Annotated in this window: 11 protein-coding genes; 8 read left to right on the top strand and 3 right to left on the bottom strand. The window is 69.3% G+C overall.

What is annotated here, in order from left to right; translation table 11 throughout:
- The first annotated feature begins 174 nt into the window (after nucleotides 1–174).
- The 5 genes from ACT89H_RS11450 (at nucleotide 175) to ACT89H_RS11430 (ending at nucleotide 7134) form a co-directional block, all read left to right on the top strand.
- Nucleotides 175–948, top strand: coding sequence for a hypothetical protein (locus ACT89H_RS11450; RefSeq protein ID WP_445108535.1), 774 nt, complete (start codon nucleotides 175–177; stop codon nucleotides 946–948).
- Nucleotides 938–3073, top strand: coding sequence for an Rv1355c family protein (locus ACT89H_RS11445; protein WP_445108534.1), 2136 nt, complete (start codon nucleotides 938–940; stop codon nucleotides 3071–3073). The genes ACT89H_RS11450 and ACT89H_RS11445 overlap by 11 nt, the downstream gene beginning before the upstream one ends.
- A gap of 67 nt (nucleotides 3074–3140) precedes the next feature.
- Nucleotides 3141–4958, top strand: coding sequence for a putative bifunctional diguanylate cyclase/phosphodiesterase (locus ACT89H_RS11440; RefSeq protein WP_445108895.1), 1818 nt, complete (start codon nucleotides 3141–3143; stop codon nucleotides 4956–4958).
- A gap of 94 nt (nucleotides 4959–5052) precedes the next feature.
- Nucleotides 5053–6180, top strand: coding sequence for a glycosyltransferase (locus ACT89H_RS11435; RefSeq protein WP_445108533.1), 1128 nt, complete (start codon nucleotides 5053–5055; stop codon nucleotides 6178–6180).
- Between the two features lie 63 nt (nucleotides 6181–6243).
- Nucleotides 6244–7134, top strand: a complete 891-nt coding sequence (locus ACT89H_RS11430) for an SDR family oxidoreductase (RefSeq protein WP_445108532.1) — start codon at nucleotides 6244–6246, stop codon at nucleotides 7132–7134.
- Here ACT89H_RS11430 and soxR read toward each other — a convergent pair.
- Nucleotides 7103–7591, bottom strand: coding sequence for a redox-sensitive transcriptional activator SoxR (soxR, locus tag ACT89H_RS11425; protein ID WP_445108531.1), 489 nt, complete (start codon nucleotides 7589–7591; stop codon nucleotides 7103–7105). The genes ACT89H_RS11430 and soxR overlap by 32 nt on opposite strands.
- 133 nt (nucleotides 7592–7724) lie before the next feature.
- On the opposite strand from soxR, the gene arcA reads away from it, so the two are divergent.
- Nucleotides 7725–8981: an arginine deiminase gene (gene arcA, locus ACT89H_RS11420; RefSeq protein WP_445108530.1), complete on the top strand. Its 1257-nt coding sequence runs from the start codon at nucleotides 7725–7727 to the stop codon at nucleotides 8979–8981.
- Between the two features lie 8 nt (nucleotides 8982–8989).
- Nucleotides 8990–9349 carry a GntR family transcriptional regulator gene (locus ACT89H_RS11415; RefSeq protein WP_445108529.1) on the top strand — a complete coding sequence of 120 codons (360 nt, stop codon included), beginning with the start codon at nucleotides 8990–8992 and terminating at the stop codon, nucleotides 9347–9349.
- 4 nt (nucleotides 9350–9353) lie between these two features.
- Here ACT89H_RS11415 and ACT89H_RS11410 read toward each other — a convergent pair whose 3' ends face one another.
- Nucleotides 9354–10979 (bottom strand): dolichyl-phosphate-mannose--protein mannosyltransferase, encoded by a 1626-nt coding sequence (locus tag ACT89H_RS11410; RefSeq protein WP_445108528.1) that lies wholly within the window; start codon nucleotides 10977–10979, stop codon nucleotides 9354–9356.
- A 404-nt stretch (nucleotides 10980–11383) separates the two neighbouring features.
- Here ACT89H_RS11410 and rsmI point away from each other — a divergent pair, with 404 nt between their 5' ends.
- The gene (gene rsmI / locus ACT89H_RS11405) at nucleotides 11384–12232 is read left to right on the top strand and encodes a 16S rRNA (cytidine(1402)-2'-O)-methyltransferase (protein ID WP_445108527.1); all 849 of its coding nucleotides are present in this window, start codon (nucleotides 11384–11386) and stop codon (nucleotides 12230–12232) included.
- 220 nt (nucleotides 12233–12452) lie between these two features.
- Here rsmI and ACT89H_RS11400 read toward each other — a convergent pair whose 3' ends face one another.
- Nucleotides 12453–13121 carry a TetR/AcrR family transcriptional regulator gene (locus ACT89H_RS11400; RefSeq protein WP_445108526.1) on the bottom strand — a complete coding sequence of 223 codons (669 nt, stop codon included), beginning with the start codon at nucleotides 13119–13121 and terminating at the stop codon, nucleotides 12453–12455.
- Between the last annotated feature and the right edge of the window lie 53 nt (nucleotides 13122–13174).

Here is a 13174-nt window from a genome sequence, read left to right as displayed (position 1 = left end):
TGCGCAGATATGGCGTGTACCGCAGAGTTTTCGGAGGATTAGCCGGACGGCTGGTCAATTCCTGTCGGATGACGGATACTGCCCTGGGCAACTTCGTCTCGGCTCGGGGCCGCGGGGGGCTTGCATCGAGCTGGACTATCGCGCATGGCAGCGCGGGCGATGGAGTAGGAAAACATGACTGTGGATCTGATTGCAGTCGTGCCGACGAACTCCCGTGGGCGGGGAGTGCGACGGTATTACGACGCGCAATCCGAGTGTGCGTTCTTTGTCTCCCAACCGGACGTTCAGCCGGAACTCTGGGACCGGTATCTGCGCGGCGCGCGCGACGTTTACCGGCGTTTCGGAGTCGAACACGCGCTCGAATACGAAACGGTCGCCGACGGCGCGTCGTCGGCGTTGTTCTTCGCCGCGGTCGACGCCGACGGAGACATGGTCGCCGGGGTACGGATGCAGGGCCCCTACACCGACACGCGACAGGCGCACGCGCTGGTCGAATGGGCCGGTCAGCCCGGCGCCGACGACTTGCGGCAGATGATCGCCGATCGGATACCGCAGGGCGTGATCGAGGCCAAAGGCGCCTGGGTCGCTCGCGATGCCGCCAACCGGGGCGAGCTCAGCGCCGCTGTCTCGCGCACCGTGCTGCACGGCGCTCGCCTGCTCGGCGCTCGCTACGGCTTCGCGACGGTGGCCTCCTTCACCGTGGCCCGCCACCAGGCGTCCGGTGCGGTTGCGGCCGAACGCATTCCCGCGGTGGCGTACCCGAACGAGCGCTATCGAACCGTTCCGCTGTGGTGGGACACCCGAAGTTATGCCGCGTCGGCCGAGGAGTCGCAGCGATCCCTGACGCAACGCGAACAGAGCGCGCTCGGCCTGCCGGTCGCACGTCCGCCCGACGTGCGATGCGGAGTCGGGCGGCCGACGGAGGGCCGGCGCGGACATGGTCGATGAGCGGAGCCGAGCGGCGGACCATCGGCCACTGATCCTCGATCCCGCCGATCCGGAGGACGCGCGGATACTCGCCGCACTGCGCGACGACCCGCACCTGGAATTTCTCGACCTGCGTGCGTCGCTACGCGCCGAATACCGCAAAATGGTCACCGCGCCGGATATTCCGGAGGGGCCGGAATCGGATCGCTGGATCTACTATCCGTGGCGCGCCGCAGTGGTCGGATTGCCGGGGCCGCGCACTTTCCGGCTGATCCGGCTCGACCGCAATCGGAACAAACTCACCAGGGCCGAACAGGATCGTCTGGCCGGCTGCACGATCGGGATCATCGGGCAAAGCGCGGGGCACGCGATCGCGCATCTGCTCGCGCTCGAGGGCGTTTGCGAGGAACTGCGCTTGGCGGACCTGGACGATATCGAGTTGTCGAATCTCAACCGGGTCGCGGGAACGCTGTTCGACATCGGCGTGAACAAAGCGGTGGTAACCGCGCGCCGTATCGCCGAGTTGGACCCGTATCTCCCGGTGCGGATATTCGAGGCGGGGGTCGACGAGAATTCGGTGGACGAATTTCTGGACGGGCTCGCGATCGTGGTCGAGGAATGTGATTCCCTGGATATGAAACTCGTGATCCGAGAGGCCGCGGCTCGGCACCGAATTCCGGTTGTGATGGAAACCAGTGACCGCGGTTTGCTGGACGTCGAGCGTTTCGATCTCGAACCGGGGCGTCCGGCGTTCCACGGATTACTCGGCGAGGTGCGCGCGCGGGATCTACGCGGGTTGACGTCGCGGGAGAAGGCGCCGTACGTGGTGAAGCTGCTCGGCGCCGCCGGGCTGTCGGCCCGGATGGGCGCGAGCTTGGTCGAAGTCGGCGAGACGGTGAACAGTTGGCCGCAGCTGGCCGGTGACCTCAGCCTCGGCGCCGCGAGTGTGGCCGCCGCCGTGCGGCGCATCGGACTGGGGCTGAAGCTGGATTCCGGTCGCGTCCGGGTCGATGTGGAAGCGCACCTCGACGAGCTGGCCGACCCGCCGCCGGATGACGAGCCGGTGTGGGCGGCGGCGCCGCCCGAGCCCGTCGCCGGGCCCCTGGAGAGCGTTCTCGCCTGCGCGCAACGGGCGCCGTCCGGGGGAAACATGCAGCCGTGGTCGTTGCGAGCCGGAGCGGATGACATCGCCATCGAGCTGGCGCCCGAGTACAGCACGGCGATGGACATCGGCTATCGCGGCAGCGCCGTCGCGCTCGGCGCGGCCGTGTACAACGCGCGGGTCGCGGCGGCCGCGCACGGAATCCTCGGCCCGCACGAGTTCGTCGAGGGCGCGCCGGGGTCCGGTCGTCTCCGCGCCCGCCTGCGGCTGGGGACCGGTCACGATGCCGAGCTGGCGGCCGACTACCCCGCCGTCCTACGCCGCGAAACCAACCGCAGAGTGGGCACCGGGGCCCAGCCGGCCGATGGCGTGCTCGACGCGCTCACCGGGGTCGCCGAATCGGCCGGGGCACATCTGCGCGTCGTCGTGGAACGGAAGGACATCGATGAAGCTGCGGGTTTGCTAGGGGAGTCCGACCGAATTCGCTATCTCACGCCCCGCCTCCATGCGGAAATGCTCGCCGAACTCCGTTGGGCCGACGACGACCCGGAGACCGGAATCGATGCGCGCAGTCTGGAGTTGACCGACGACGAGTGGGCGGCATTCGAGATCACCGCCCGCGCCGATGTCATGGCGCAGTTGCGGTCCTGGTCGGGCGGTTCGGCGCTGGGGAAATACACCGGTGACCGGGTGCGGTCCAGTTCCGCCATTCTCGCGGTGACATTCGACGCGATCGACCCCCGATTGACCGACTACGCGGTGGCGGGCGCGGCGGTCGCGCGGGTTTGGGTGCAGGCCGAGCGCCTCGGATTGTGCGTGCAGCCGATTTCCCCGGTATACCTCTACGCCCGACGCCCGGCCGAACTTGCTGCGATTTCCCCCGACTTCGCGGATACACTAGCGTCACTTCAGGGTCGTTTCCTGGACCTGCTGGAAGTGCCTGAGCATGAGACCATGGCGTTGGTGCTTCGCCTGAGCTACGCCTCCGCCGCCACCGTACGTAGCAGGCGGCGTCCGGTGCTCGGTGTGGACACCAGTAGTTAGCGCGATCGGAGACAATGTGCCACGGCGGACACTCGACTCGTTGGTGACCCAGGTCGCCTCTGAGCTCATGGGTGTGGACGCCACGACCATGGTCGCCGCCACCGAACGCGTGCTCGCGCAATTGGTCGAATACTTCGACGTGGATTTCAGCTACGTGCGGCACACCGACCGCGAACGCCGGGCAACCATACTGATCGCCGAGTGGCCGCACCGGCAGAACATTCCCGATCCCGATCCACTCGGCGTGATCTACTTCGACGGCGCCGACCCGGTGTTCCGCGCCCTGGAGAACGCGACCGAGCCGATGGTCGCGCGCCCGACCCCGGAATTCGCCGACTACCAGGAGACCGTCCGCCGCGGTTCGGGCATCGTCGGGGTGACCTCGGCGGCGGTGCCGCTCATGTCCCGTGGCGAGCCGACCGGTGTGCTCGGGTTCGTCAAGTCCGGCGACCGAGAATGGAGCAATCGCGAACTCAACGTGCTGAAAGCCATCGCGGCACTCTTCGCGCAACTGCAAGCGCGGGTGGTCGCCGAGGAGCGGCTGCGATTTATCGCACTGCACGACGACCTGACCGGGCTGGCGAACCGGCGCGCGCTGCTCGAACACATGGAAGAGCGATTACGCGCGGGCAGCCCCGGCCCGGTGGCCGCTTTCTTCCTCGACCTGGACCGCTTGAAAGCACTCAACGATTTCCTCGGTCACACCGCCGGGGACAACTTCATCCGCACCTTGTCGACGCGATTGCGGGAGAACCTGGACCCGAACGACATGATCGCCCGATTAGGCGGCGACGAATTCGTCATCGTTCCCGCCAAGCCGATGGACGCGGTGGCCGCCGAGTACGAGGCGAACCGCGTTCAGCAGTTGATCGCCCGGCGCGTCACCGTCGGCGGTGAGTCGGTCAGCCGGGGCGCCAGCGTCGGTGTGGCGCTCGGCTTCCCCGGGGAGACCACGGTTGCCGACCTGTTGCGCCGCGCCGATCACGCGCTGTTGTCGGCGAAGTCGGGCGGCGGCAACGGCGTCGCGGTGTTCACCGACACCATGCGCGCGCAATTCGAACTCCAGGACGATGTGGAGCTCAACCTGCGCGGTGCGGTGTCGGACGGCTCGCTGCTGCTGCACTACCAGCCCGAGGTGGACTTGCGCACGGGCCGCATCGTCGCGTTGGAGGCGCTGGTCCGCTGGCTGCACCCGACCAGGGGGTTGCTGCCGCCCGCCGCGTTCGTCACCGTCGCCGAGGCCACCAACCTGGCCGGTGAGCTGGGGCGGTGGGTGATCCGGTCGGCGTGCGCGCAGTTCGCCGAATGGCGCAGGCGCGGTCTGGCCGGCAACGTCGTGATGCGGATCAACGTGTCGCCGGTGCAGTTGGTGAGCCTCGATTTCGTCGAGCGCATCGAGGACATCCTGCGCCTGTTCGGCATCGACGGCAGCTCGGTGTGCTTGGAGATCACCGAGCACGTCGTGGTCCAGGACCTGGCCCGCACGCAGATCACGCTGCGCGGACTCAAGCGTATGGGCGTGCAGATCGCCATCGACGATTTCGGCACCGGCTACAGCTCGCTGTCGCATCTGAAGGCGTTGCCGGTGGACGCGGTGAAGATCGACCGGGGTTTCGTGCAGCGGCTCGGCGCCAGCACCGACGATCTGGCCATCGTGAAATCCATCATCGGCTTGGCCGGCTCGTTCGGACTGGGCGTCGTCGGCGAGGGCGTCGAGACGGCGGTCGCCGCGCGCACCTTGGTCGGCCTCGGTTGCTACCGCGCCCAGGGCTTCCTGATCGCGAAACCGATGCCCGCCGAGCAGGTCGAGGCGCATCTCACCGCGGGCCGGATCCCGCTCGAGCTCGACCTGCCGCGGGCCGGTCGCGGGCTGCCCGCGCACTGAGATCACCGGCCACCGCCGCCGGTTATCCCGTTCTTTCACAGCTGTTCATGCGGCGTTCGGCGCCGGTAACCCGATCCGCTGGACGATCGGCCACGTGCGCATAGTTCAGCTTGCGAACTTCTACGGCCCGCGGTCGGGTGGGCTGCGCACGGCGCTGCACCATCTCGGCGAGGGTTACGTCGCCGCGGGACACGACGTGGTGCTGATCGTGCCGGGCCCGCGCCGGTCGGAGGAGATCCTGCCCACCGGGGTCGTACGCATCACGCTGCCCGCGTTGGCCATTCCGTGGACCGGCGGTTACCGTGCCGCGGATCCGCGCCGGGTGGCCGACGTCCTGGACGGGTTGCGGCCCGACGTGCTGGAGGTCTCCGACCGGCTGACGCTGCGCGGCTTCGGCCGCTGGGCGCGGCGGCGCGACGTGGCAGGCGTGATGATCTCGCACGAGCGGCTGGACCGGCTGCTCGGCCAGGTGCTGCCCGGCCCGATGGCGCGGCGCTGCGCGGACGTGGCCAACCGGCATACCGCCACCGACTACGACATCGTCGTGTGCACCACCCGCTTCGCGCGCGAGGAATTCCTGCGCATCGGCGCGGAGAACGTCGAACTGGTCCCGCTCGGCGTCGACCTCGATCTGTTCAACCCGCACCGGCGCGATCGCAGGCTGCGGGCCGATCTGGGGGTGCCGGGCCATCCGCTGCTGGTGCACTGCGGCCGGTTGTCGGTCGAGAAGCGGGTGGATCGCAGCATCGAGGCGGTCGGCGCGCTGCGCGAGGCGGGTATCGAGGCGCGGTTGGTCGTCGCCGGGGACGGTCCCCGCCGCGACGCGTTGCAGCGGCGGGCCCGCGCGCTGGCCCCGCTGCCGGGCGGGGTGCCCGCCGTGCACTTCACCGGCTTCATCGCCGAGCGCGCGATGGTCGCCAAACTGCTCGCCACGGCGGACGTCTCGCTGGCGCCCGGCCCGCACGAGACCTTCGGCCTCGCGGCGCTGGAGGCGCTCGCGGCGGGCACGCCCGTGGTGGCGAGCCGGTCCTCCGCGCTGGCCGACATCCTGACCGACGACTGCGGCGCGGTGGCCGCCGACCATCCGTCCGCGTTCGCGCGGGCGGTCAGCGACGTGCTGGCCATGCCGCAGGCGGGTCGGCGCCGCGCCGCGCGCAGCCGCGCCGAGCAGTTCACCTGGTCGCGGGCCGTCGCCGGCATGCTCGCGGTATTGGGGCGTTAGCGGCGTCCCGCTCGAAGCTCGTCCGCTGGACTACCCTGCGGAGAACCGATTCGGCGATTCGAGATGGGATGCGTAGTGCTGGGTAGAGGTCGCGGTCGAGCGGGGCGAACGACGGTGCGCGATGCGAAGATTCTGGTCACGGGCGCGGCGAGCGGCATCGGCCGGGCCACCGCGCTGGCTGCTGCCGCGGACGGCGCGGAACTGGTGCTCACCGATATCGATGTCGAGGGCCTGGACACCACGGTGGCGGATATCCGCGCCGCGGGCGGGCGCGTCGCCGCGGCGCAAGCGCTGGACATCACCGACTACGACGCGGTGCGCGCCTTCGCCGACCGGGTGCACGCCGAACTCGGCAGCCTGGACGTGGTCATGAACATCGCGGGCACGTCGGTCTGGGGAACCGTGGAGAACCTGGAGCACAAGCACTGGCGGCGCATGGTGGAGGTCAACCTGATGGGGCCGATCCACGTCATCGAGACTTTCGTGCCGCCCATGGTGCGCGCGGGCCGGGGCGGCGCCCTGGTGAACGTGTCGTCGGCGGCGGGCCTGCTCGCGCTGCCCTGGCACGCGGCCTACAGCGCGGGCAAATACGGCATTCGCGGCGTATCCGAAGTCCTGCGGGTCGATCTGGCGCACCACGGCATCACGGTGCATGTGGTGGCGCCGGGCGCGGTGAACACTCCGCTGGTGCGCAGCGTCGAGCTGGTCGGAGTGAACAAGGAGGACCCGAAGATCCAGCGGCTCACCGCGGCGTTCACCGAGCATGCGGTGGCGCCGGAACGGGTGGCGACGGCGATCCTGCGCGGGATCGAACGCAACCGATTCCTGATCTACAGCTCGTTCGACATCCGTTTCGGTTACTGGTGCAAGCGCAAGTTCGCCTTTCCCTACGAGTTCGTGATGCGGCGCACCAGCGCGCGGTTCAGCAGGCTGCTGGCTTCGACGGGCAGTTGAGCTGCACGTCGAGCACACGCGCGCCGGGACCTTCGGCGCCGAGCCGGTCGTGCTCGTTGACCAGGCGGCAGGTGCCGAGGGACAGGCAGCCACATCCGATGCAGCCGGTGAGGCTGTCGCGCAACCGGATCAGCTGGGTGATCCGGTCGTCGAGGTCGGCGCGCCAGACGGTGGACAGGGTCTCCCAGTCGCGCCGGGTGGGCGTACGGCCTTCCGGTAGTTGATCGAGGGCCGACCGGATCTCGCTCAGCGGTATGCCGACGCGCTGGGAGATGCGGATGAACGCCACGCGGCGCAAGGTCTCGCGGGCATATCTGCGCTGATTCCCGCTGGTGCGTCTGCTCGTGATGAGCCCCTCGCGTTCGTAGAAGTGCAACGCGGAAACCGCCACTCCACTACGCTCGGAGAGCTGGCCCGGAGTCAGCTCTTTCGCCCGCCAATCGGCTGCTGTCGACATGCACGCTCCTCCCATCACCTCAACCATACTTGAGGTTGAGTCGTGTCGGACCGGATTCGCCGTTCGCGAAGCGATCCGTCCGAGAAGCCAGGTTTTCCGTGCTCTTCCGGCCGTGGCGCATTACGGTTCGAGCATGGGAGCAGATGCTGTGTCCGCGCGGGAGGGTGCGCGTTTGGCCGTGACGTCCGAAGTCGGCGCGCTGCGTACGGTGCTGCTGCACCGGCCGGGCAACGAGCTGCGCAGGCTGACCCCGCGCAACAACGACCAGCTGCTGTTCGACGGCATCCCGTGGGTGGAGCGCGCGCAGCAGGAGCACGACACGTTCGCCGACGTCCTGCGCAGCCGCGGTACCGAGGTGCTGTTGCTGTCGGACCTGCTCGCCGAGACCATCCAGGTCAGCGGCGCAGCCCGCATCCAGGGCATCTCGGCCGCGGTCGACGCGCGCAGGCTCGGGCACACGCTGGCCGACGAACTGGCCGCCTTCCTGCGCGGCGTGCCTGCCGGGGAACTGGCCGACATCCTCATGGCGGGGATGACCTTCGACGAACTGCCGTTCGGGCCCGACGCCACCTCGCTGGTGCGCCGCATGCACCACGGCGGCGACTTCGTCATCGATCCGCTGCCCAATCTCCTGTTCACCAGGGATTCCTCGTTCTGGGTCGGTCCGCGCGTCGCGATCACCTCCCTCGCGCTGCCCGCCCGCGGCCGGGAAACCTCGCTGACCGATCTCATCTACGCCTTCCATCCGCGTTTCCTCGGGGTGCGCCGGGCGTACGAATCGCACACCGCGCCGATCGAAGGGGGTGACGTGCTGCTGCTGTCGGAGGGCGTGGTCGCGGTGGGCGTCGGTGAACGTACATCGCCCGCGGGCGCGGAAGCCCTGGCGCGCAGTCTGTTCGACGACGACCTCGCCCACACCGTGCTCGTGGTGCCGATCGCGCAGACCCGCGCGACCATGCACCTGGACACGGTGTGCACCATGGTCGACGCGGACGCCGTGGTGATGTATCCGGCGGTGCGCGAATCGCTGTGCGCCTTCACCATCCGCAAGGAGGACGACTACGGCGGACGGCTCGGCAGCGGCCGGGTCGGCATCAGCGGCCCCGACCCGTTCCTGCCCGCGGCCGCCGAGGCGATGGGCATCGGCAAGCTCCGGGTGATCGACACGGGGCTGGACGGTGTCACCGCCGAACGGGAGCAGTGGGACGACGGCAACAACACCCTCGCGCTCGCTCCCGGCGTGGTCGTCGCCTACGAGCGCAACGAGATGACCAACGCCAGGCTGGAGGACGAAGGCATCGAGGTGCTGCGTATCCCCGGCTCCGAACTGGGCTCCGGCCGGGGCGGCCCGCGTTGCCTGTCCTGCCCGCTGTCTCGCGACGAGCTGTGAGCGCGGGCATGTTCACCATCACGGTCTCGCACGACTCGGCTGTGCCGCCCTACGAGCAGCTACGCCTCGGCATCATCGCCAAGGTGCGCTCCGGCGAGCTGACCGCAGGAACGAAGATCCCGACCGTCCGCGCCCTGGCCGCCCAACTCGGCCTCGCCCCCAACACGGTGGCGCGCGCCTACCGCGAGCTGGAGGCCGACGGGGTGGTCGAAACCCGGGGCAGGCAAGGCTCGTTCATCGCGTCGTCCGGCGACCCGACTCGCGACGTGGCGGGCCGCGCGGCCACCGCCTACGTCGCTACCGTCCGCCGACTGGGTGTGGACGACGCCACCGCCCTCCGATATGTGCAGGCAGCGCTGGAAGGGTGATCTTTCATCGCCAGCTGGGTAGCCAGAGATGGTCGTGCCAGTTGCCCGGGGTGATCGGTAGCGCGGTGAGAATCGGCCACAGCCAGATGAAGTTGGCGATCACCAGGCCCAGGTAGAGGCAGACCGCGAGTAGTCCGAGGCTGCGCCGTTCGTTCGGCGGTGCGGGCAGATAGGTCCCCGCGGGGCTGCGCGGGATGGTGCTGGGGCGCGCCGGGCCCAGCACGTCGCCGAGCACCAGTGCCACGCCCATCGCCAGGAACGGGGCCATCGGCACCGCGTAGAAGTAGTACATCTGCCGGTCGAGGGTGGCGAACCAGGGCAGTAGGGCGGCGCCGTAGCCGACCAGCACCGCGCCGTGGCGCCAGTCGCGGCGGACCACAGCGCGCCACAGCATCCAGGCCAGCACCGGGAAGGCCACCCACCAGATGGCGGGCGTCCCGATCAGCATCACGGCCTTCACACACTGGGTCTGCCCGCAACCGGTGACGCCGCTGTCGGCGTAGTAGTACAGCATCGGGCGCAGGCCCATGGGCCAGGTCCACGGCTTGGACTCCCAGGGGTGATGGTTGCCCGCCGAATTGGTCAGCTCCGTGTGGAATTCCAGCGACCTGGCGTTGAAGTACCACAGCGAGCGCAGCGCGCCCGGCATCACATGCGACCAGAATCCTCCGGTACCGATCGGGTCGGTCGGCGCGGACGGATTACCCGGCATGTACCGGTACACGCCGGTCTCGCTCGCGAACCAGGCCCAGTAGCCGGCCAGGTAGACGCCGAGGGGGATGAGCACCAGCGCGTACAGCGCGGGCCCGACGTCGCGCAACGCGACGCCGAGCCACGGACGGCGCACCCCGTAGAGCCGCCGCGCCGAGAGATCGAAGTAGACGCTCATCAACCCGAAGGCGGCGATGAAATAGATGCCGGACCATTTGGTTCCGCAGGCCAGCCCGAGCAGCACGCCCGCGCCGAAGCGCCACCACCGCACCCCGAGGCGCGGTCCCCAGTCCGTCACGCCGATCCGGCCCTCCGCCTCGGCGCGCGCCATCCGGGCGCGCACTTCGTCGCGGTCGACGATCAGGCAGCCGAAGGCGGCGGTGACGAACAGCGCCATGAAGATGTCGAGCATGCCGATGCGCGAGGAGACGAAGGTCAGCCCGTCGGCGATCAGCAGGATGCCCGCGATCGCGCCGATCAGGGTGGAGCGCGTCATCCGCCGGGTGATCCGGATCACCAGCAGCACCAGCACCGTTCCGGCGAGCGCGGCGGTGAAGCGCCAGCCCCAGCCGGTGTAGCCGAACATCGCCTCGCCGATCGCGATGAACTGCTTGCCGACCGGGGGATGCACCACCAGCCCATAGCCGGGGTTGTCCTCCACCCAGCCGCCGGTGAGCATCTGCCAGGCCTGCGGGGCGTAGTGCTTCTCGTCGAACACGGGGGTGCCCGCGTCGGTCGGGTAGTTGAGCATGGTGAAGCGCGTCACCGCCGCGATCGCGGTGAGGAACGCCGTCACCAGCCAGCCGCGCGCGCGGTCGGTCGGCCCGAAGTCCGGCGCGGGCCGCAGCTGTCCCGGGCTCGACCAGGAGGGCACGGTTCCGAACCGGGCGGTCGCGCGCTGGTCGGTCACCTGGGTCACGCCCCGATCGTATGCTCCTCCGCCTCTCCGGGTCTTCAGGCCGTACCAGTTGGGGGGTTCGGGGTTTGTGTTCAGGTCCTGCGTCGGGTGCCGCTGTGGTTTTGGGCGTATCCGGTGAGTTACCCATGTACTTACGAGATCGGCTGTTCCGTGTCGAGAACGAGCCCGGCGGTCGGCTGCGGGTGTGAGTGAGATTTGTCTCGAAGGCATGCGGGATTGCTTCTGCCGGTGCGGCCGAACCTCGTTGCCGCCGGTGTCTGCTGGGGCCGGTGGCGCCGGTGGATAGGCTGCGGGTAGGCGTACCTCCGCTTTCGCTCCGGCCATGCGCGGGGCTGAGGACGGACTACGTCCGACCGCACCCATTAGGCGGTTGTTGCCGGAGACATGATGCGGACAGGAGAGCGGTGGCAGACGAGACGGCGGGCGGTCTGGTGCTCGCGGCGACACCGATGGGTGATGTCGGTGACGCGTCGCGACGGCTGCGCGAAGCGCTGGCGACGGCCGATATCGTCGCCGCCGAGGACACCCGCCGCACCAGATCGCTGGCCAAGGCGCTCGGCGTCGAGATCTCCGGCCGGGTGGTCAGTTTCTACGATCACGTCGAGACCGCCCGGATCCCCATGCTGCTCGACGAGATCGCCGACGGCCGTACGGTGCTGCTGGTGACCGACGCGGGCATGCCGTCGGTGAGCGACCCCGGCTACCGCATGGTGGCGGCGTGCGTCGAGCGGGACCTGCCGGTGACCTGCCTGCCCGGCCCCTCGGCGGTGACCACGGCGCTCGCGCTGTCGGCCTTGCCGGTGGAACGGTTCTGCTTCGACGGATTCCCGCCGCGCAAATCCGGCCAGCGCCGGGAATGGTTGCGGACCTTGATCACCGAACCGCGCGCCTGTGTCTTCTTCGAGGCGCCGCATCGGCTCGCCGACTGCCTGGCCGACGCGGTCGAGGTGCTCGGCCCGGACCGCCGCGCCGCCGTCTGCCGGGAGCTGACCAAGACCTACGAGGAAGTGATCCGGGGCAGCTTGGCCGAACTGGCCGAGTGGGCCGTCGAGGGCGCACGCGGCGAGATCACGGTGGTGCTCGCGGGCGCCCAGCCCGCCGCGGCCGACCCCGCGGATCTGGTGGACGCCGTGGAATCCCGCACCGCGACGGGCGTGCGCCTGAAGGACGCCTGCGCCGAGGTCGCCGCCGCCCACGCCGTCTCCCGTCGCGAGCTCTACGACGCCGTTCTCGCCGCGCGCCGCACCGGCTGACCGACTACGGCCTCGCCTGATGCGGTTTCGCTCCGCGCGGGTGATCGCCCCGGAGCGGGGGGCGGCGGGCATGATCGGCCGCGCTGACCACGCAGATCACTACCCTGCTCGACCGCTGGAAGTGCGACCGGCGACAGACTGCGATGACTGTGACCGATCCCACCGGAGAACCGGCGGGGCGGCGAACGCGGCGCGCACGGTGACCGTCGCCGCGCCGCCATCAGGAGCGAACCGATAGCCCCAGGGCGCTCATGACGAACTGTACGAAAAGCGGCGCCATTTCCGGGACGCGGGCGGGGCCGTCGGAGACGATGATCCGCCGCGTCCGCTCGCCGATCGCGTCCGGGATCAGGGCGATCAGCTCGTCGGACAGTTCGGGGAGCGTCGGGTCCGCCGCGCGCGCCTGGTCGTAGAACACTCGGTACAGCTGGGCGAAGCGGTCGACGGCCAAGTCGCGGTAGCCGACGGCCTCCTGGTTCACCTTGAACGACTCCACGAGCACCAGCCGGGCGAAATCCGGCTCGGTGGCGACGGTCCGGCAGAAGGTGACCACGATGGATTCGATCTTCGCGTAGGCGTCGGCGTCCGGCGGCAGCTGGGCCAGTTCCTCCGCGATCCGCGTCGCCATGATGTCGACGCCGGTGTGCACCGCCTCGGCGAAGCACTCCTCTTTGTTCGCGAAATGGTCGTAGAAGGTCGTACGCGAAACCCTGGCCCTGGCAACGATATCGGTGAGGGTGGTGGCGGGGTAGCCCTTGTTGTCGACCGACTCCACCATCGCCTCGACCAGCCTGCCGCGTTGCGACGTGAGCACGGCTTCGCGTGCCGCCCGATGCCGCTCGGCGAAACCGGACCGGTGAATGGATGCCGTCGCGTGCTGCTGGCCCATGTGTGCCCTCTCTGTGCCGGAACCGATTCCGAACGGAACGTTGTCGTACCGAT

The sequence above is a fragment of the Nocardia aegles genome (assembly GCF_052545135.1).
Note: the sequence above shows the minus strand (reverse complement) of the source record. Positions and strands in the feature narration are given on the sequence as shown.

What these genes read in the sequence shown, in the direction of transcription:
- ACT89H_RS11450 (WP_445108535.1), top strand. Translation starts at nt 175, where the DNA reads ATGACTGTGGATCTGATTGCAGTCGTGCCGACGAACTCCCGTGGGCGG.
- ACT89H_RS11445 (WP_445108534.1), top strand. Translation starts at nt 938, where the DNA reads ATGGTCGATGAGCGGAGCCGAGCGGCGGACCATCGGCCACTGATCCTC.
- ACT89H_RS11440 (WP_445108895.1), top strand. Translation starts at nt 3,141, where the DNA reads ATGGGTGTGGACGCCACGACCATGGTCGCCGCCACCGAACGCGTGCTC.
- ACT89H_RS11430 (WP_445108532.1), top strand. Translation starts at nt 6,244, where the DNA reads ATGGGATGCGTAGTGCTGGGTAGAGGTCGCGGTCGAGCGGGGCGAACG.
- soxR (WP_445108531.1), bottom strand. Translation starts at nt 7,591, where the DNA reads ATGTCGACAGCAGCCGATTGGCGGGCGAAAGAGCTGACTCCGGGCCAG.
- arcA (WP_445108530.1), top strand. Translation starts at nt 7,725, where the DNA reads ATGGGAGCAGATGCTGTGTCCGCGCGGGAGGGTGCGCGTTTGGCCGTG.
- ACT89H_RS11415 (WP_445108529.1), top strand. Translation starts at nt 8,990, where the DNA reads ATGTTCACCATCACGGTCTCGCACGACTCGGCTGTGCCGCCCTACGAG.
- ACT89H_RS11400 (WP_445108526.1), bottom strand. Translation starts at nt 13,121, where the DNA reads ATGGGCCAGCAGCACGCGACGGCATCCATTCACCGGTCCGGTTTCGCC.